The following is a 17,714-nucleotide window of genomic DNA, read 5'->3' on the forward strand; positions in this document are numbered from 1 at the left end:
CACGACCTCCTCGCCGATCTGGAGGTCGTTGGAATCGCCGAGTTGGGCGACGGTGAGGTTGTCGACGTTGTCGACCTTGAGCACGGCCACATCGGTCTTCGGGTCACGTCCGACGATGCGGGCGGGCACCCGGTTGCGGTCGGAGAAGACGACCTCGAGTTTGGCGGTCCGGTCGGACGCGGCGAGTGAGATGACGTGGTTGTTGGTGAGGATGTAGCCGTTGCGATCGATGACGAAGCCCGACCCGGTGGCCGATCCATTGGACAGTCGCACGTCGACGGCGACGACCGACTTCTCCACGGCCTGCGCCACCCGGGCCACCGACGACCGCGGTGCGTCGCCGTTGTCGTCACCCTGGGTCGACAGTTCGACGGTATTGCTGTTGAGCGGGGCCGCGACCTCCGCGGTGAACCTGCCCATCAGTCCACCGACGACGCCGATCAGCAGCGCGATCACGGCCAGCGCCGCCAGCGCGTGCCACGCGATCCGACGGCCGAGCAGGACCTCGCGGATGCCCAGCTTGGGGCCGGGGGCGCTGGGATTCGCGGGTGCGGATTCGGCGACCGCAGGCCGGGCCAGCGTCGCCGGGCTCTCCGGATCGCGCCACGGGTCGGCCGGCGGTGCGGGTTCGTCGGGAGTGCCGTAGGTGGCCAGCGGGTCGCGCTGCAAGGTCTCGTCACTACCGTCAGGACGTCCGAAGGCCTCGGCGAGAACCGGATCCGGCGGACCGACGGCGGGTGCGGGACGGTCGGGTACCGCCGCGCCGGGCGCGAAGGAGCCTGCTACGCCGGAGGGGCGACCGAAGACCTGGGCCGTCGCCGGTGAGACCGGTGCATGCCGGACAACGCGCGAGGCCTTGTCACTCCCGGGGCCGCTACCGGGCGCGCCACCGGCCTCGTCGGCCGCCGGCGCCGACCACTGCGTGGCGGGCGTGCTCGGACGTGCTTCGGTTCTCGGGGCTGCGGGTGTCGGGGATTCGGGTGTCGGGGAGGAGTCGGGCTGGGAGGACTTGGGCTGGGAGGCGTCTGGCTGAGAGGCGTCGGAATCCACGTGTCAGCGGCCCCGCCAGCGCTGCATGCGACCCCGGTTCGAGTCGTGACCGGGCGAGTTGTGGCCGGGCATGGGCGTCGGCTCACCGGTGGGCACGCGGCCGGGTTGAGTGCGGCGGGAAGCGCCGCGCTCGGCGCCGTCGACCGGTCGTGTCGGGTCGCGATGATCGGTCATGTCGAACTCGCGAGTCGGGATCTGACTGAGTTGGCCCAACAAACCGGTCGGGATGGGCATGGTGCCCGAGGAGCGCAAGCGGGTACGGGCTGCGGTCTGGGCCTCGACGGCGGCGACGCATTCCGGGCACAGGGCCAGGTGGTGGGTGGCACGCATGTGGGCGGTCATACCGAGTTCTTCGTCGACGTAGGCGGCGACCGCCTCGGGTGCGAGGTGCTCGGTGGGGGCGAATCGCCGGTCCCGCGGAGCGCTCGGCCGGCGGTTCGGGGTGAAGGAGGATCGCGCGGGCGTCCAGGCCGCCGGATTCCAGGCGCGGCGTCGGCGGAGATTGTCCGGGTGCTCGAGCCGATCGGTCGCGGCACTCGCGTCCGGCCGTCGTTGTGAGCCGTCCATCATCGTGTTCATCACCCCTTCTCCCCCGTCGTGACCCCGGCTTTCGGCGGGGACGACGCCCCAGCCTACCGAAAGTCCCAACGATTGCGCGGTCGGTGGGGTTCCCGGCGGACGTCACGTCGATGTGGGTCCTCGATGGTCCTCGGTGCGGCCGATGTCGACGTTGGACTCAGTGACCGACCGCGACCGAGCGGCGGTCGCTGTGGCCACGGGCGAGGAGGAAGTCGCGGATGGTCTGACGTCCGCGGTGGATGCGACTGCGCACGGTGCCGAGCTTGACCCCGAGGGTCGCGGCGATCTCCTCGTACGACAACCCTTCGATGTCACACAGGACGACGGCGGCACGGAACTCGGGACTCAACGAGTCCAGGGCGGCCTGCAGATCGCCGTCGAGGTTCGCATCCGCGTAGATCTGCTGCGGGTCGGGTGTGTCGGCGGGCACGCGATCGTATTCCTCGGGCAGTGCCTCCATGCGGATCTTGTTGCGCCGGCGCACCATGTCGAGGAAGAGATTGGTGGTGATGCGGTGCAGCCAGCCCTCGAACGTTCCCGGGCGATAGTTCGACAGCGACCGGAAGACCCGGATGAAGGTCTCCTGGGTGAGGTCCTCGGCGTCGTGCTGATTACCGGACAGCCGGTAGGCGAGCCGGTAGACGCGGTCGGCATGCTCGCGGACCAACTCGTCCCAGGACGGCATGAGCATGTCGTTTCCGGTGGCATCGAATCCCGCGGTTCCGCCGGGGGCAATGTCTGCGGACGCCTCGTGGTCGCTCATCGTGGGTGGCCGGTTCCCTTCTCACAAACCATCATCGCGGTGACGCCGGATGGATTCACCATACTGAACCGGACACCGGGTGGTGGTATTCCCCCCTGTATCCGATTCGATGCCCTCACCCTCTCCCATCGTGGTGTGGTCGCCGTATGAGGGCCCTGAGTGTTGTCTGAGGAAGCAAACCCCGAGGTGCGATACGGCAATCCGGGCGTGCCGTCGGCTCTTTGCACCGGGCATGTCTAACCTTGCGAGCATGACCGATACCCAGCCGAGCGACCCGCGGGTGGCACTGATCGACTACGCCGAGTCGGCGATCGTGGAGGACGACGCACTGGTCGCCGCGCGTGCCCGCGGGATCGAACTCGGCGCGATTCCGGTGAGTCCGTCGGTCGGCGCATTGCTTGCGGTACTCGCCCGAGCAGTCGATGCGCATGCGGTCGCCGAGATCGGCACCGGTACCGGGGTGAGCGGGCTGTGGTTGTTGGCCGGAATGGCCACCGACGGGGTGCTGACCACGATCGACCCCGAGCTCGAACACCATCAGGCCGCGCGGGCGTCGTTCGCCGGCGCCGACATCGCGCCGGGTCGGACGCGGCTGATCAACGGCACGCCGCGTGATGTGTTGCCGCGACTGTCGGACAGCTCTTACGACCTGGTGTTCATCGACGGACCGCGGCTGGACATGCCCCGGTTCGTGACCGAGTCGGTGCGGATGCTGCGGCCCGGCGGGATGCTGGTCATCCACGACGCGGCAGCCCAGGGTGCGGTCGCCGATCCGGCGCGCACCGACCCGATGACCGCTGCGGCCCGCGAGGCCGCGATGTTGGTGGCCGACGACGACCGGTTGTTGCCGGTGGTGATCCCGTTGGGCCCCGGGGTGCTCGCCGCGGCGAAGTCGCGATGAATGTGACCGCGGCGAAGTCGCGATGACATGACCGCGGCGAAGTCGCGATGACATGACCGCGGCGAAGTCGCGATGAGATGACCGCGGCGGGTTGTCAGACGTCGGTCGAGAAGCGCAGACCGCCGTCGGGGATCTGGACGCCGGGCCATACCCGCGCTCCGCGCAGCAATTCGCAGCGGGCGCCGACCTCGGCGCCGTCGCCGATGACGGTGTCGCGGATGAGGGCGCGGGGGCCGATGCGGGCACCGAAGCCGACGATGCTGCGTTCGACGACCGCGCCGGCCTCGATGACGGCTCCGTCGAAGACGACGGCACCGTCGAGTCGGGCGCGGGGACCGATCTCGGCGCCGCGGCCGACGACCGTTCCGCCGATGAGCACTGCTCCCGGCGCGACGCCGGCACCCTCGTGGACCAGGGATTCGCCGTGGCGATCACCGAGGGCCGGTGACGGCGCGATGCCGCGGACGAGGTCGGCCGAGCCGCGGACGAAGTCCTCGGGGGTTCCCATGTCGCGCCAGTAGGCGTGGTCGACGTAGGCGTGGATGTGCCGGCCCTCGGCGAGCAGGCCGGGAAACACCTCGCGTTCGACCGACACCTCGCGACCGGCGGGGATGTCCTCGATGACCGAGCGGCGGAAAACGTAGGTGCCCGCGTTGATCTGGTCGGTCGGCGGGTCCTGGGTCTTCTCCAGGAAGGCGGTGACGCGGCCGGTCTCGTCGGTGGGCACGGATCCGAAGGCGCGGGGGTCGGAGACCCGCACGAGGTGCAGGGTGACGTCGGCGTCGGACTCGCGGTGGGTGGCCACGACGTGGCGGACGTCGGTGCCGCCGAGGACGTCACCGTTGAACACCACGATCGTCGACGCCGTCAGTTCGGGGAGCACGTTGCGGATACCGCCACCGGTGCCCAGCGGCTCCTCTTCGGTGACGTACCGCATGTTGAGGTCGAGTTTGGAGCCGTCACCGTAGTACTCGGAGAACACGTGGGCCTTGAACGACGTCCCGAGCACGACGTCGCGGATGCCGGCCTTGCGGATGCGCGAGAGCAGGTGGGTGAGGAACGGCAGTCCCGCCGTCGGCAGCATCGGCTTGGGCGCCGAGAGGGTGAGCGGACGCAGGCGTGTGCCCTTGCCGCCGACGAGTACGACAGCCTGCACATCGGACATGTCGATGTCGGGCACATCGTCGGCGCTGACCGCGGGGTTGTTCACCGAGAACTGCATCACGGGGTGTTCCTCTCCGAATGTGGATGATCGTGGGACGACGTGGTGCGCGCTGCGGCGCGTACGGCCAGACGTGACCGCACCGCCAGCCCGGCCCGTAATGCCCATCGCAGCGGCGCCTGCAACACCCCTGGATGACGGTCGGCCTGGAAGCGGTAGGCACTGCGATGGTGGGCGGGCAGCATCGCCTCGGGACGTTTGTCGGCGCTGTGGCCCTTGGTGTGGACGACCTCTGCCCCGGGCACGTAGACGTTGAGCCAGCCGGCGCGACCGAGTCGGTCGCCGAGGTCGACGTCTTCCATGTACATGAAATAGCGCTCGTCGAATCCGGAGATCTCGTCGAAAGCGGTGCGGCGCACCAGTAGGCACGATCCGGACAGCCAGCCGACCGGACGTTCACTGGGCTCGATGTCGTCGGCGCGATAGGCAGCGGTCCACGGGTTGGACTTCCAGATGCCACCGAGGAGTGCGTGCCCGGTGCCCGAGACGAGGTCGGGGACGCGCCGCGCGGACGGGTAAACCGAGCCGTCGGGCTCACGGATGAGGGGACCGAGTGCACCCGCGCGCGGCCACCGCGCCGCCGCGGCGACGAGCTCGTCGATCGATCCCGGTGACCATTCGACGTCCGGGTTGGCGATCATCACGAATTCGACGTCGTCGTCGAGTTCGGCGACCGCTCGGTTGATGCCTCCCCCGTACCCGACGTTGCCGCCGCTGTGGATCAGGGTGACGTTGGCGTGCTCGCGCTCGGCGGCCTCGGGGGCGCCGTCGCCGGACCCGTTGTCGGCGATCACCACCCGCGGCGAAGAGGAGGTGGCGTGCGCCAGACTCCGCAGGAAGGTCTGCAGGTGGTCGCCCGACCAATAGGTCACCGTCACCACGGCCAGCTTCGAGGTCACCGGGTCAGCGTAGCCAACCGTCGGGGTCCGTCCCATTCGTCCGGGCTGTGCGGCGCCCGCTGTGGTCGAGGTCACCGCGCCTGCACAGTGCCGGTTCGAGCGGCGTCGACGTCCAGGGCATCGGCCAGGGCGACCGACCACTCGCGCAGCGGGGTGAGCCCGGCGTGGCGCCACGAGCGCGGTGAGAGCACCGAGTAGGCGGGGCGCGGTGCGGGCCGCGGGAATTCGGCGGTGGTGCACGGCCGGACCCGGTCCGGGTCGGCGCCGACACCTGCGAACACCGCGCGCGCCACCGCGTACCAGGTGACGGCGCCGGCATTGGTGGCGTGCAGGATCGCCCCGGCGACGGGCGTGCGGTGGCCGTGGCGTGTCAGCTCCCAGAGTCCGGCGGCGAGGTCGGGAGCGTAGGTGGGCGAGCCGACCTGATCGTCGACGACGGAGACCGTGTCGCGGCTCTGCTCAAGGCGACGCATCGTGCCGACGAAGTCCGGGCTGTCGGGGCCGCCGGTGTAGACCCACGCGGTCCGCACGATCGTCGACGACGGGTCGGCAGCGAGCACGGCGCGTTCACCGGCGAGTTTGGTGGCGCCGTACACGCTCGGCGGCGTGGACTCGGGGCCGGTGTCGTCGGGCTCGGTGTCGTCGGGCTCGGTGTCGTCGGGCTCGGTGTCGTCGGGCTCGGTGTCGTCGGGCTCGAGGGGTTGCGCACGCATGCCGGTGCCGGCGAACACGTAGTCGGTGGAGACGTGGATGAGCCACGCAGAGGAGGCCGCGGTGATCTCGGCGAGGATCCCGGGTGCGACGGCGTTGACCGCTGCGGCCTTCTCGGGTTCGGATTCGGCCTGATCGACGGCGGTGTAGGCCGCGGTATTGAGGACGACGTCACCTTCGCGAACCCCGGCGAGTGCGGAGCGGATCGAGGAGGCATCCGCGAGGTCGACGTCGGCGGAGGTGAGCGGCACAAGCGCGATGTCCGCACCGGCCTGCGCGCGCAGCGCGGTGCCGAGTTGTCCCGCGGCGCCGAGCAGCCAGACCGTACCGATCGGTTCGGCCGGCCGCGGATCTATCCCGGAATCGCTGCGCACGCGGTCAGTGTGCCCGGCTCGCGCTCGTGCCACCACTCCGGCGCACGCGCACCGGCGGTGAGTGTGGCGATCACCACTCGTTCGGTGTCCGGCGAGAACGCTCGACCGTCCGCGATCGCTCGGCGTGTGCGACGCCGAGTTCACCACCACCTTCAGTAGCCTTGGCGGACGTAAACCACATCAGAAACGCCTGGCACTCAGGCAACTGCTGCCCCGCACGACGGCAGCCACGACCGTAAAGGACTGCCCACTCGTGGACTCCCGCCCCGATGGTGCGCGTAGACGACCGGCCGGTCACACGCGTGGCGACGAGGCCCGCGCGCGCCGCCCCCGGACCGACGAGTCGGCGTCCGAACGTCCCCGACCTCCGCGTGGCGAGCACGCCGAACGCGCACCGCGAGCCGAGGGCACGCGACGCAGGCGCCCGGCGGATCCGGATCGCGTACGGGGCCCGCAGCAACGGTCATCCGGCGAGATCCACACGCGCGCAAACGATTCGGTCGACGGCAACCACAGCGGGTCCGCTGAACGGCCGCGTCGGCGGCGTCCACCGGGACAGCGCCCGGCGCAGGGGCGCCCGGCGGCGAAGCCGAATGCACAGCCGAAGCCGAACGCGCAACGCGCGGCCGGTGATGCGTCGGCGGCCGCGGCACCCGGGAACCCCGCACCCAAGAAGGACTCCGCTCACAACAAGGGATCCGCACCCAAGCAACCGGTCCGACGCAAGCCCCGCCCGACCGGTGCCGACCGACCCGCCCCCAAGCCGTCCGCGAGGACAACCGCCGCTGCCGCACCCGACGCATTGGTCGAACCGGAGACACCCGGGCCGCCGCCGGCGCCTCCGCGCGGGGGCGGGGTGCTGTCGGGCTGGCGGGGTGGACGCGCGGCGGCCCGCGGGCTGATCGCGGTGCTCTCGGTGATCGTGCTGGTGTGCACCGGATACGCCTGGAGCAGCATCAACAACCTCGAGTCCGACATCACCCGACTCGGCGGCCTCGCGCTCGGTGGCGCCGACGACGGCGCCACCGACATCCTGCTGGTCGGCACCGACTCGCGCACCGACGCCAAGGGCAACCCGCTCTCGGCCCAGGAATTACGGTGGCTGCGCTCGGGCGACGACATCTCCACCAACACCGACACCATCCTGCTGATCCGGGTCCCCAACGACGGGTCGTCGGCAACGGCGATCTCCATTCCCCGCGACTCCTACGTCGACGTCCCGGGAATCGGGATGAGCAAGATCAACGCGGCCTACGGCACCACCCGAGAAGGCGTGCGGCGCAAGGCCGTCGAGGCCGGGCAGAGCGAGGCGCAGGCCGAACGGGAGGGCACCCAGGCCGGCCGTGAGGCACTGATCGACACCGTCGCAAATCTCACCGGCGTGCACGTCGACCACTACGCCGAGGTCGGCCTGCTCGGCTTCGTGCTGCTCACCAACGCCGTCGGCGGCGTGGACGTCTGCCTCAAGAACCCGGTGAACGAACCGTTCTCGGGCGCCCACTTCCCCGCCGGACGCCAAACCCTCAACGGCCCACAGGCATTGAGCTTCGTCCGGCAGCGCCACGACCTCCCGCGCGGCGACCTCGACCGGATCACCCGCCAGCAGGCGTACATGGCCTCACTGACCCAGAAGATCTTGTCGGCCGGCACCCTGACCGACCCGACCAAGCTCAACCAGTTGCAGGCCGCGGTATCGCGGTCGGTGGTCATCGACGATGACTGGGATGTCCTGACCTTCGCCGAGCAACTCAAGGATCTCAGCGGCGGTCGGGTGAAGTTCGCGACGATCCCCATCGTCGACGACCACGGGTGGAGCGACGACGGGCAGCAGAGTGTGGTCACCGTCGACCCGGCGAAGGTCCGGGCCTACACCAGTTCTCTGCTCGATCCCTCCCGCAATACCGGACGCCCCGAGTACACCGTCGACGTCAACAACGCCGGCACGGTGGACGGACTGGCCAAGAACGTCTCGGGCATCCTGACCGCCAAGGGTTATCAGGCGGGCAAGCTCCTCAGCGATCCGGGCAACGAGCGCGATTCGGTGATCTTCGCGAAGTCGGCCGACGATCCCGGTGCGCGTCTGCTCGCCAAGGATCTCGGCGGACTGACCGTCGCAGCCGATCCGACGCTCGGCGACCACGAGTTGCGGGCCGTGCTCACCAACACCTACAGCGGTCCCGGCTCGGTCTCCGACATCGGCGGCGGCTCGGGCGGCGACGACTCCGGCGGATCCGCGGGTGGCGGCACCGCGACGCCGGCACCGAGTTCGGCGATCACCGCCGGCTCCGACGGCCCGATGTGTGTCAACTGACCGGCCGTCGGTGACCCGTCGATCTCGTCGGCCGCGCCCGACGAGACAATGAACCGATGACCGCCACCATCACCGCCGCCGTCTTCGGTGGTATCGACGACCACTCGCGTCCCGCACTGACCTTCTACGACGACGCCACCGGCGAACGCACCGAGCTCAGCTGGGCGACCCTGGGTAACTGGGCGGCCAAGACCGCCAACCTCCTCGTCGACGAAGTGCTGCTCGAGCCCGGCGATCCCGTCATCGTCGACCTTCCCGAACATTGGCAGACCGCGGGCATCCTGCTCGGCTGCTGGTGGGCCGGCGCCGAGGTGCACACCCGCGCCGAGGCCGACCTGTTCGGCGATGCCACGGTCGGCTTCACCGATCGAGACCACGTCGACGCCCATCCCGATGTCGAAGACCTGATCGTCGCGCCACTCGACCCGTTCGCCATGCCGGTCCCCGGCCTCCCGCCCGGTGTGTCCGACTACGGCACCCGCGTACGCATCCACGGCGATCAGTTCGCCGGACCGGCTCATGCCGGTGGCGCCCTGGACGGCCGCACCACAACCGAGGTGCTCGACGCCGCGCACGCGGCCGCCGCCGGCGCCGGCATCACGCCCGGCGGCCGGGTGCTCTCCACCCTCGAATGGGCCAGCGCCACCGGCATCGTCGACCATTTCCTGGCACCGCTGTCGGTGGGCGCCGGGCTCGTGTGGGTGGCCAACCCGGACGGCGACCAGTCTGCGCGCGCCACCACCGAACGCGCCGGGGTCGTCCTGACCTGACACACGCGTGCCCGCCATACGGCACAGCGTTCTCATGCCATACGGCACAGCGTTCTCATGCCATACGGCACAGTGGTCTCATGGAGCTGCCCGCCACCCTGGCCCGTGTCAACAAACGCCTCACCAACCCGATCCAGCGCCTGTGGGCGCCGCACCTGGCGCCGTGGGCAATGGTCGAGCACACCGGACGGAGCTCCGGGCGTCGCTATCGAACGCCGGTGCTTGCCTGGGCCGGCGGCGACACCCTCGCCGTCGTGCTGGCCTACGGACGCGATACCGACTGGGTGCGTAACGTCCTCGCCGCCGGCGGCTGCGACATCACCCGGCGCGGGAAGCATTTCCATCTGGTGCGGCCCCGGATCATCCCGGCGGATTCCCCCGACGTCGTCCGTGGTGCGCGTCCGTTCGCGTCGGCGTTCGCGTGGGTCCTCATCGGCACCCTGGAGCCGGCATGACCGACGATTCGCTCGACGACTTCTCGGTAGCCGACGAGACCTACCTCGGCACGACGCGGCGGGTGTATCGCAAGGGCACCGGTCCGGCGGTGATCATCATCGCCGAGATCCCGGGCATCTCCCCGGATGTGGCAGATTTCGCGCGGCGCGTCGCCAACATCGGTGCGACCGCGGTGATGCCGTCGGTGTACGGCGTCGACGGTCGGGACCCCTCCCCCGACGCACGCGGAACCCTCAGGGCCGCAACGGAAATGGTCGGGACCATCGCCAAGGCGTGCATCTCCCGGGAGTTCTCGGTCCTCGCGACCGGAAAGACCTCACCGATCGTCGACTGGCTCCGCGCGCTCGCCGCCGACGAGCACCGGCGCTGCGGCGGCGTCGGGGTCGGCGCGATCGGGATGTGTTTCACCGGCGGATTCGCCCTCGGCATGGCCACCGACGAGCGACTGCTCGCCCCGGTGCTGGCCCAACCGTCACTGCCGTTCGCGATCACGCCCCGCCGGGCTCGCTCGATCGACGTCTCCGACGCCGACCTCGCCACCGTCGCCACCCGCTGTGCGGCCGGACTACAGGTGATGGGGGTGCGTTTCGAGGGCGACCGGATGTCCCCACCATCACGATTCGAGAACCTGCGACGCCTACTCGGCGATGCGTTCATCTCGATCGAATTGCCGGACTCCGCGGCCAACCCGGAGTCGCCGATGCCGACGCCGCACGCGGCACTCACCATCGATCTCGTCGACGAACCCGGAGCGCCGACCCGCGATGCCCTCGACCAGGTTCTCGACTTCCTCACCCGCCGACTGCAACTCGAGCGGGGTCCGGAATCCCCGGGCTGAGACGCCCGGACCCCGCGTATCAGTCGCCCAGCAGCTTCTGACGCAGGGCGGCGTCCTTGTCGAGGACCATTTGCTCGAGACCGGACTGGAACGCCGACATCCGTGCGCGCAGGGCGGCATCGGCGGCCCCGAGGATGCGGACCGCGAGCAGCCCCGCATTACGGGCGCCGCCGATCGACACCGTCGCCACCGGCACACCCGCCGGCATCTGCACGATCGACAGCAACGAATCGAGTCCGTCGAGATGACGCAGCGGCACCGGCACACCGATCACCGGCAGCGGGGTCGCGGCGGCGACCATGCCCGGCAGGTGCGCGGCACCACCGGCGCCGGCGATGATCACCTCGATGCCGGCGTCGGCGGCACCGGTCGCATAGTCGAGCATCCGCTGCGGGGTGCGGTGCGCCGAGACCACGCCCACCTCGAACGGCACGTCGAACTCGGCGAGCGCTTCGGCAGCGAGTTGCATTGTCGGCCAATCGGAGTCGCTGCCCATGATCAGGCCCACCCGGGCGCGGTGCACATCCGCCCGGGCGTCGTCGGCCCGGGTGTCGTCGACCTGCGCCCCGCTCTCGGTCTGCTCGCTCATCAGTGCCCTTCCCATCCGTCGGTCCACACCGCGTGCGACATCCAGTGCGCCGCCCGCTCGGCACGCTCCCGAACCGTCGCGAGGTCGTCGTCGCGTGCCCCGACGATATTCACATGCCCGATCTTGCGATCCGCCCGCTCCCCCTTGCCGTACAGGTGCACCTTCGCGTCCGGCATCCGCGCCATCAGGTGATGAAGCCGCTCGTCCATCGACATCGACGGCGCATCCGGCGCGCCGAGAATGTTGGCCATCACGGTCAACGGCGCGCTCGGGGCGGTGTCGCCGAGCGGATAGTCACACACCGCGCGCAGATGCTGTTCGAACTGCGAGGTGACCGCCCCGTCCATGGTCCAGTGGCCGCTGTTGTGCGGACGCATCGCGAGTTCGTTGACCAGCAGCGTGCCTTCGGTGGTCTCGAACAACTCCATCGCCATCACCCCGACCACCCCGAGTTCGCGTGCCAGCCGCAGCGCCATCTCCTGCGCCGCCGCGGCGAGGTCGGGGTCGAGATCTGGTGCGGGCGCCAGCACCACCGCGCACTGCCCCTTGCGCTGGATGGTCTCCACCACCGGCCACGCAGCGCCCTGGCCGAACGGCGATCGGGCGATCATCGCCGACAACTCGCGACGCATGGCCACCTTCTGCTCGGCGATCAGATCCACCCCGGCATCGAACTGCTCGTCGAAGACCGCCAACGCGGCGTCCCGGTCGTCGAGAATCCACACCCCGCGACCGTCGTATCCACCACGGACCGCCTTGAGCACGATCGACCAGTCGTGCCGGTCACCGAAGTCGATGAGACGGCCACGCGCCAACCCGAGATCGCCTGCCAGATCCGCGAAGTCGGGTACCGGCAGTCCCAGCTCCGACAGCCGGACGCGCATCGCCTGCTTGTCCTGGGCGAAATGCAGCGCCTTCGACGGCGGCAGCACCGACACGCCATCGGCCTCGAGCGCCTGCAGGTGTGCCAGCGGGACGCCCTCGTGGTCGAAGGTCAACGCCACCGCACCCGCGGCGGCGCGGCGCAGATCGTCGAGGTCGTCGTGCGATCCCAGCACCACGTCGGCACTGACCTGCGCGGCCGGATCGTCGGGACCGGCCGCGAGGACACGCAGGCACTGACCGAGCGCGATGGCCGCCTGATGGGTCATCCGTGCCAGCTGTCCACCGCCGATCATGGTGACCGTCGGCATACCGGCGAAGGTGCCGCCGGCACGCGCGGAACCAGGAGCGGGAGGGGTCCTCGGCGCGCCGAGATCGTCGGCAGCGCCACCGTCGGATGAGCTCACGCGGTCCATCGTGGCACGCCTGCCATGTCCGATGCATGACCGACCGGGAGAAGTCACCGGCCGCCCCGAGTCCTACACTCGACTCTTGTGCCGTTCATCGATGACGTGGTGGCCCGCCTGCCCGAGCCCGTCCGGCACCAGCTCATGCGACACCACGAACTCATCAAGTTCGCGCTCGTCGGTGGCACCACCTTCGTGTTCGATGCGGCCATCTTCTACACCCTGACGCTCACCATCCTCGAGACCAAGCCCGTCATCGCCAAGATCATCTCGGGCGTACTCGCCACCATCCTCAGCTACATCCTCAACCGTGAATGGGCATTCAAGAACCGCGGCGGGCGTGAACGCGCGCACGAGGCCTTCCTGTTCTTCGTCATCAGCGGCATCGGCGTCGTCCTGCAGGCCGCGCCACTGTGGGTGGCCAACAACCTCTTCGACATCCGGGCCAATCTGTCGACCACCGAACTCGTCGTCGTCGACTTCGTCCTCGGCTTCCTCATCGGCAACGTGCTGCAGATGGCGTTCCGCTTCTGGGCGCTGCGACGATTCGCCTTTCCCGAGGAGAACCTCCGCGGCGGCGACGCCGGATCCACCGACCTGCATCCGAACGCCGAGGAACTCAACGATGAGGAACTCGGTCATGCCTGAGGTGACCGCCTGATCCGTCGGCGGTCTCCGACCCCTGTGCCGCCGAGGGCACCACGATCGAGAACACCGGCGGACGGCGATGCGCGAGTTCGAGGCGTCCGCCGTCGGCCTCGACCAACGCCCGCGCCAGCGACAGCCCCACGCCCGTTCCCGCCCGGCCGGTGCCGCTGCCCGCGGAGAAACCGCGTCGGAAGATCGACTGGGCGATGTCGTCGGCGACGCCCTTGCCCTCGTCGGCGACCGTGATGCGCACCATGTCGCCGGCGAGCTCTCCGACGTCGATCCGGCATTGCCCGGCGCCGTGCTGCAGGGCATTGTCTACCAGGACGCTGACCGCCTCACGCAGCCGCCCGGGCTGGGCGCTCAACGCGCACACCGGCCCGCTGAAGGCGACGGTCACCTCGCGGCCCTGGGCGGCGAAGGCATTCTCGAAGTCACCGACGAGCCGCGTCAGCAACTCGGTGACATCGATCGACTGCATCGGGGCCGGGTCGTCACGGGATGCCGCGACCATCTCGTCGAGCTCACCGGAGAGCCGCTCGACCTGATCGAGGGCGGCCTCGGCCTCCCCGACGACCGCCGGATCGTCGTGCAACGACAGCTCGTCGAGACGCAATTGGATCGCGGTGAGCCGGCTGCGCAGCTGATGGGACACGTCGCCGACGATCTCGCCCTCGCGTTCGAGACGCAACGCGATCTCGGTGTTCGCGTCGCCGAGCGCTCGCGAGACCCGGTCGAGTTCGACGATCCCGTACGTCCGCCATTCCGAGCGGAAATCGCCGCGCGCCATCGCCGTGGCCCGATGGGCGAGGTCGATGACCGGGTCGGCGATTCGTCCCGCGGTGACCGCCGCGACGACGGTGCCCGCGGCCAGCGACGAGGCCACCACGATCGTGACGATGCCGACCGCGGCGAGCTGATCACCGCGGACGTCGTTGCGGGGGATCTCCAGGATCAGCGATCCGGCATCACCGAGCCCGATGGAGTCCGAGATCGTCGCACCGTCGATCTCGGCCCCCACGGCGCGGGTGGCCGAGTGCCCGTCGGGAGCCACGTAGGTCAGGATCAGACGGCCCTGATCGGGGATCAGCGACCGCAGCGGCGGCGAATCCAGCAGCGCGGGATCGAGCGTCGCGTCGCGCCCGTCGTCGGTCCGGATGAGTTGATCCGAGATCGACTTGAGCCGGCTGTCGAGGGTCTGGTGGGCGCTGTCGGCGACCCACCACCACGCGATCACCGACAGCGGAATGCCCAGTGCGGCACCGACCGCCAACAACATGGCGATCATCGTGTACAGGATGCGACGGCGCATGGATCGATCGCGGGCTACGGATCGAAACGGAAACCGACACCACGCACGGTGACGATGTGGCGCGGGCGGTCGTGCCGGTCGTCGCCGATCTTGCGACGCAGCCAGGAGATGTGCATGTCGAGGGTCTTCGACGACCGCAGATCCGCCGAACCCCATACCTCCGTGAGGATCTCGTCGCGGCCGACGACCTGACCGGCTCGTTCCATCAGGAACCGAAGCAGGTCGAACTCGCGGTTCGCCAACACCAGGTCGGTGCCGTTGAGCGTCGCCCGACGCGCCCGGGCATCCAACCGTAGATCGCCACCCTCGAGGACGACGTCGTCGGGAGTCTGGCTGCGGCGCAACAGTGCTCGCACCCTCGCGAGCAACTCGGCGAGCCGGAAGGGTTTGCCGACGTAGTCGTCGGCGCCGGCGTCGAGCCCCACCACGAAGTCCACCTCGTCGGTCCGGGCGGTCAACATCAGTACCGCGAGTTCGGGCTGTTCGACCCGTACCCGCCGGCACACCTCGAGTCCGTCGATCTCGGGCAGACCGAGATCGAGGATGAGTAGTTCGAACCGGCCGTCGGCGACCCGTTCGAGGGCCTGCGTTCCGGTGCCCACGACCTCGCAGCCGTATCCCTCGCGCGCCAGCGCCCGGGCCAACGGTTCGGCGATGGCCGCATCGTCCTCGGCCAACAACACATCGGTCATCGCCGTCGCCCCCATCTGCCATGTCCGGCCTCGTTGCCGTGGGTCGCGCCCGCATCGGCGGCGCCCACCCGATCGTCGTGATCGAAGCGTTCGTCGTCGGGATCCGGATCGTCGGTCACCTCGAGCACCTCGTGGTAGAGCAGCGCGTGCACACGCTCGACCTGGGGGATGTCGTCGAACGCCAACGGCTCGTCGGAGGCCGATTCGATGAGCAATGTCCCGGTGCGCAACAACCGGTCGATCGGCCCGTGCCGGAACTCGACGGTGTTGATCCGTCGGATCGGGATGTCGATCCCCGATCGTGTGAGGATGCCGTGCCGGAAGATCACCCGGCGGTCGGTCAGCACGAAATGCGTGGTCTTCCAGGAGATCAAGGGCCGCAGGAAGAACCAGATCGTCGCGGCCGCCCAGAGCACCGCCACGGCGACGTAGGCGATCAGGGCACCGGTCCCGGTCAACGACGACGCACTCACCAGCCCGGCGAGCAGGCCGCCGATCGCGGTCGCGAGGATGAACAACAGGAACGGACCGAGCAGACACTTCCAGTGCGGATGTCGGTGCAGGACGATCCGCTCACCGGGTGCGAGGTTCTCCCGCGGATATGCCATGGCAGCAAGCATAGGCCGAGCGGCTGTTGACCCGGCCCGCTCGCCGGCGCTCCCGGCGCCGCCTGTTGACCCGGCCCGCTCGACGCGGTCATGCTCGAGCCCTGTCCGATCTCGGTAGAATGACGCAGACCACAGCGACGAGAGGTTCAGGAGCTTTCATGACCTATCGCGATCCCCGGGATCCCCGCACCGCGAAGTACGAACCCGGATACGCGCCGGAGTCGCGTGCCTACAGCCAACAGGATCCGACGTACTACCAGGACCCGGGCCATGCGGGGCCGGGCTATCAGAACAGCGGCTACCAGGACCCCGGCTACGCGCAGCAGCCCCCGGGCCGGCCCGCGCGCCCGCGCCGCACCATCGGCCCCGACATCAACGTCGGGATGTTCGTCGGCGGCATCGTGATGACCGGCGTCGTCACCGGCCTGGCCGCCTGGCTGGTCGCCTGGATCATTCGGGCGATCGTCGAGCGGGTGAATGCCGCGGGCAAGTTCGGGGTGTGGAATCCGGTCGCGCAGGACGAGTTCTGGTTCGCGATCGTCGGCTTCCTCACCGCTCTGGCCGCCGGCGCCCTGTGGTACGTGCTGCAGGTCATCACGCCGTCGCCGGACCAGTTCTTCCGGTGGGTGGTCGGCCTGCTGATCGCCGCCGCGGTGATCATTCCGCTCGTGCTCTCGGCGCAGTTCTCGGTGGGCCTGGGAACCGCGGTGATGCACCTGGTGATCGGGTTGCCGATCTTCTCGCTCGTACCGGCGATGGGCCACAAATCCCGTAGTACCCGCTGACTGCGTGTACGCCGGCGCACGCGCTCAGTCCGCGACGGGCCGCAGATGCACCACGTCGCCCGCCGCCGCGGTGAAGCGTTCTCCCCCATCGCGTTCGATCACGATGCGCCCGTTGTCGTCGACATCGACGGCCTGACCGACGATCTCGGTGTCGCCGGGTAGCAGAAGCCGCACCCGACGCCCCAGGGTGTCGCAGCGCTGCCGGTAGGTCTCGGCGATCGCGTCGAGTCGGTCGGGCCACCCCTGCTCGTCCAGGGCGCGCAGGTACTCGATGGCCAGACCGGCCAGGTCGTCGGCGGCGAGTTCGCGTCCGGTTTCGATCCGCAGGCTGGTTGCCGTCGGAACGGGCAGGTCATCGGAGGTCAGGTTGGTGTTGAGTCCGGTGCCCACGACGACGACGCCACCGTCGGTGGAGGTCACGTACTCGGCGAGGATGCCCGCGATCTTGCGGTCGTCGATCAGGACGTCGTTGGGCCACTTGAGCACCGGTCGCAGACCGCTGTGCCGTTCGATCGCGGTTGCGGTCGCGATCCCGGTCGTCAGCGACAGCCAGCCCAACTGTTCGGTGTGCGCACCCACCGGCACCACCGCCGAGATGGCGAGCTGAGCTCCGGCGGGCGCCGACCAGGTCCGCGCCCGACGTCCGCGCCCGGCGGTCTGGTCGGTGGTGATGCGCACCGTGCCCACGAGATCGGACTCGTCGGCGCGCGCGGCGAGGTCGGCATTGGTCGAACCGGTCGAATCGACCACCTCGACGCGTCGCCAGATGGTGTGGGCGAGATCGGGGGTCCGGGCGTCGATGGCCGACTGCAGACCGTGCACGGGAGACGTCGCTGGAGTGTTCATGACCACTGAGCCTACGACTGAGACGCACATCACCGCAGGTAGCCGACCGATCGCTCGGAAACATGAGGAAT

19 protein-coding genes are annotated in these 17,714 nt (G+C 69.6%); 7 read left to right on the forward strand and 12 right to left on the reverse strand.

Annotated features, from left to right (window positions below):
• From GOPIP_RS00005 to sigE, 3 genes are all read right to left on the reverse strand, one after another.
• Positions 1-1,050, reverse strand: a 1,050-nt coding sequence (locus tag GOPIP_RS00005) for a S1C family serine protease (protein ID WP_006367418.1), incomplete at its 3' end; no start/stop codon positions are given.
• A 3-nt stretch (positions 1,051-1,053) separates the two neighbouring features.
• Positions 1,054-1,629, reverse strand: coding sequence for a hypothetical protein (locus tag GOPIP_RS00010; RefSeq protein WP_006367419.1), 576 nt, complete (start codon positions 1,627-1,629; stop codon positions 1,054-1,056).
• 157 nt (positions 1,630-1,786) lie between these two features.
• Positions 1,787-2,392, reverse strand: a complete 606-nt coding sequence (gene sigE / locus GOPIP_RS00015; protein WP_006367420.1) for an RNA polymerase sigma factor SigE — start codon at positions 2,390-2,392, stop codon at positions 1,787-1,789.
• 250 nt (positions 2,393-2,642) lie between these two features.
• Between sigE and GOPIP_RS00020 the strand changes: the two genes are divergently transcribed.
• Entirely contained in the window at positions 2,643-3,293 is a 651-nt protein-coding gene (locus tag GOPIP_RS00020; protein WP_014359594.1) for an O-methyltransferase, read from the forward strand.
• Between the two features lie 94 nt (positions 3,294-3,387).
• On the opposite strand, the gene manB is transcribed toward GOPIP_RS00020, so the two are convergent.
• The 3 genes from manB to GOPIP_RS00035 all read right to left on the reverse strand — a co-directional run bounded on the left by manB (position 3,388) and on the right by GOPIP_RS00035 (position 6,499).
• A complete protein-coding gene (manB, locus tag GOPIP_RS00025) occupies positions 3,388-4,458 on the reverse strand; it encodes a mannose-1-phosphate guanylyltransferase (RefSeq protein ID WP_231387033.1) in 1,071 nt (356 codons plus the stop codon).
• A gap of 56 nt (positions 4,459-4,514) precedes the next feature.
• The gene (locus tag GOPIP_RS00030; RefSeq protein ID WP_170320156.1) at positions 4,515-5,414 is read right to left on the reverse strand and encodes a glycosyltransferase family 2 protein; all 900 of its coding nucleotides are present in this window, start codon (positions 5,412-5,414) and stop codon (positions 4,515-4,517) included.
• Between the two features lie 71 nt (positions 5,415-5,485).
• Positions 5,486-6,499, reverse strand: a complete 1,014-nt coding sequence (locus GOPIP_RS00035; RefSeq protein ID WP_006367424.1) for an SDR family oxidoreductase — start codon at positions 6,497-6,499, stop codon at positions 5,486-5,488.
• A gap of 253 nt (positions 6,500-6,752) precedes the next feature.
• On the opposite strand from GOPIP_RS00035, the gene GOPIP_RS00040 reads away from it, so the two are divergent.
• The 4 genes from GOPIP_RS00040 to GOPIP_RS00055 all read left to right on the forward strand — a co-directional run bounded on the left by GOPIP_RS00040 (position 6,753) and on the right by GOPIP_RS00055 (position 10,874).
• A complete protein-coding gene (locus tag GOPIP_RS00040; RefSeq protein ID WP_240524189.1) occupies positions 6,753-8,810 on the forward strand; it encodes an LCP family protein in 2,058 nt (685 codons plus the stop codon).
• A gap of 56 nt (positions 8,811-8,866) precedes the next feature.
• A complete protein-coding gene (locus GOPIP_RS00045) occupies positions 8,867-9,580 on the forward strand; it encodes a TIGR03089 family protein (RefSeq protein ID WP_006367427.1) in 714 nt (237 codons plus the stop codon).
• Between the two features lie 80 nt (positions 9,581-9,660).
• Positions 9,661-10,035, forward strand: a complete 375-nt coding sequence (locus GOPIP_RS00050) for a nitroreductase family deazaflavin-dependent oxidoreductase (protein WP_006367428.1) — start codon at positions 9,661-9,663, stop codon at positions 10,033-10,035.
• Entirely contained in the window at positions 10,032-10,874 is an 843-nt protein-coding gene (locus tag GOPIP_RS00055) for a dienelactone hydrolase family protein (protein WP_006367429.1), read from the forward strand. Before GOPIP_RS00050 ends, GOPIP_RS00055 begins: the two co-directional genes overlap by 4 nt.
• A gap of 19 nt (positions 10,875-10,893) precedes the next feature.
• Here GOPIP_RS00055 and purE read toward each other — a convergent pair whose 3' ends face one another.
• Positions 10,894-11,463 (reverse strand): 5-(carboxyamino)imidazole ribonucleotide mutase, encoded by a 570-nt coding sequence (gene purE / locus GOPIP_RS00060; protein ID WP_006367430.1) that lies wholly within the window; start codon positions 11,461-11,463, stop codon positions 10,894-10,896.
• The gene (locus GOPIP_RS00065) at positions 11,463-12,761 is read right to left on the reverse strand and encodes a 5-(carboxyamino)imidazole ribonucleotide synthase (protein WP_020171683.1); all 1,299 of its coding nucleotides are present in this window, start codon (positions 12,759-12,761) and stop codon (positions 11,463-11,465) included. The genes purE and GOPIP_RS00065 overlap by 1 nt, the downstream gene beginning before the upstream one ends.
• 78 nt (positions 12,762-12,839) lie before the next feature.
• Here GOPIP_RS00065 and GOPIP_RS00070 point away from each other — a divergent pair, with 78 nt between their 5' ends.
• Positions 12,840-13,400, forward strand: coding sequence for a GtrA family protein (locus tag GOPIP_RS00070; RefSeq protein WP_006367432.1), 561 nt, complete (start codon positions 12,840-12,842; stop codon positions 13,398-13,400).
• Here the strand turns inward: GOPIP_RS00070 and GOPIP_RS00075 are convergent.
• From GOPIP_RS00075 to GOPIP_RS00085, 3 genes are read right to left on the reverse strand one after another with little or no spacing between them, the layout of a single operon-like run.
• Positions 13,372-14,712, reverse strand: a complete 1,341-nt coding sequence (locus tag GOPIP_RS00075) for a sensor histidine kinase (protein WP_006367433.1) — start codon at positions 14,710-14,712, stop codon at positions 13,372-13,374. The two genes, GOPIP_RS00070 and GOPIP_RS00075, sit on opposite strands and share 29 nt — an antisense overlap.
• A gap of 14 nt (positions 14,713-14,726) precedes the next feature.
• A complete protein-coding gene (locus GOPIP_RS00080) occupies positions 14,727-15,404 on the reverse strand; it encodes a response regulator transcription factor (RefSeq protein ID WP_026920209.1) in 678 nt (225 codons plus the stop codon).
• Positions 15,401-16,012 (reverse strand): PH domain-containing protein, encoded by a 612-nt coding sequence (locus GOPIP_RS00085; protein WP_014359586.1) that lies wholly within the window; start codon positions 16,010-16,012, stop codon positions 15,401-15,403. Before GOPIP_RS00085 ends, GOPIP_RS00080 begins: the two co-directional genes overlap by 4 nt.
• A 158-nt stretch (positions 16,013-16,170) precedes the next feature.
• Between GOPIP_RS00085 and GOPIP_RS00090 the strand changes: the two genes are divergently transcribed.
• Positions 16,171-16,797 carry a hypothetical protein gene (locus GOPIP_RS00090; RefSeq protein WP_006367436.1) on the forward strand — a complete coding sequence of 209 codons (627 nt, stop codon included), beginning with the start codon at positions 16,171-16,173 and terminating at the stop codon, positions 16,795-16,797.
• A gap of 24 nt (positions 16,798-16,821) precedes the next feature.
• Here GOPIP_RS00090 and GOPIP_RS00095 read toward each other — a convergent pair whose 3' ends face one another.
• Positions 16,822-17,649 carry a biotin--[acetyl-CoA-carboxylase] ligase gene (locus GOPIP_RS00095; RefSeq protein ID WP_014359584.1) on the reverse strand — a complete coding sequence of 276 codons (828 nt, stop codon included), beginning with the start codon at positions 17,647-17,649 and terminating at the stop codon, positions 16,822-16,824.
• Between the last annotated feature and the right edge of the window lie 65 nt (positions 17,650-17,714).

It is taken from the genome of Gordonia polyisoprenivorans NBRC 16320 = JCM 10675 (genome assembly GCF_000241325.1).
Lineage (GTDB): Bacteria > Actinomycetota > Actinomycetes > Mycobacteriales > Mycobacteriaceae > Gordonia > Gordonia polyisoprenivorans.

Bases quoted from the DNA above. Each gene is read 5' to 3' on its own strand.
- GOPIP_RS00010 (WP_006367419.1), bottom strand. From the start codon at position 1,629: ATGAACACGATGATGGACGGCTCACAACGACGGCCGGACGCGAGTGCC.
- sigE (WP_006367420.1), bottom strand. From the start codon at position 2,392: ATGAGCGACCACGAGGCGTCCGCAGACATTGCCCCCGGCGGAACCGCG.
- GOPIP_RS00020 (WP_014359594.1), top strand. From the start codon at position 2,643: ATGACCGATACCCAGCCGAGCGACCCGCGGGTGGCACTGATCGACTAC.
- manB (WP_231387033.1), bottom strand. From the start codon at position 4,458: ATGTCCGATGTGCAGGCTGTCGTACTCGTCGGCGGCAAGGGCACACGC.
- GOPIP_RS00045 (WP_006367427.1), top strand. From the start codon at position 8,867: ATGACCGCCACCATCACCGCCGCCGTCTTCGGTGGTATCGACGACCAC.
- GOPIP_RS00050 (WP_006367428.1), top strand. From the start codon at position 9,661: ATGGAGCTGCCCGCCACCCTGGCCCGTGTCAACAAACGCCTCACCAAC.
- GOPIP_RS00055 (WP_006367429.1), top strand. From the start codon at position 10,032: ATGACCGACGATTCGCTCGACGACTTCTCGGTAGCCGACGAGACCTAC.
- purE (WP_006367430.1), bottom strand. From the start codon at position 11,463: ATGAGCGAGCAGACCGAGAGCGGGGCGCAGGTCGACGACACCCGGGCC.
- GOPIP_RS00065 (WP_020171683.1), bottom strand. From the start codon at position 12,761: ATGGACCGCGTGAGCTCATCCGACGGTGGCGCTGCCGACGATCTCGGC.
- GOPIP_RS00075 (WP_006367433.1), bottom strand. From the start codon at position 14,712: ATGCGCCGTCGCATCCTGTACACGATGATCGCCATGTTGTTGGCGGTC.
- GOPIP_RS00080 (WP_026920209.1), bottom strand. From the start codon at position 15,404: ATGACCGATGTGTTGTTGGCCGAGGACGATGCGGCCATCGCCGAACCG.
- GOPIP_RS00085 (WP_014359586.1), bottom strand. From the start codon at position 16,012: ATGGCATATCCGCGGGAGAACCTCGCACCCGGTGAGCGGATCGTCCTG.
- GOPIP_RS00090 (WP_006367436.1), top strand. From the start codon at position 16,171: ATGACCTATCGCGATCCCCGGGATCCCCGCACCGCGAAGTACGAACCC.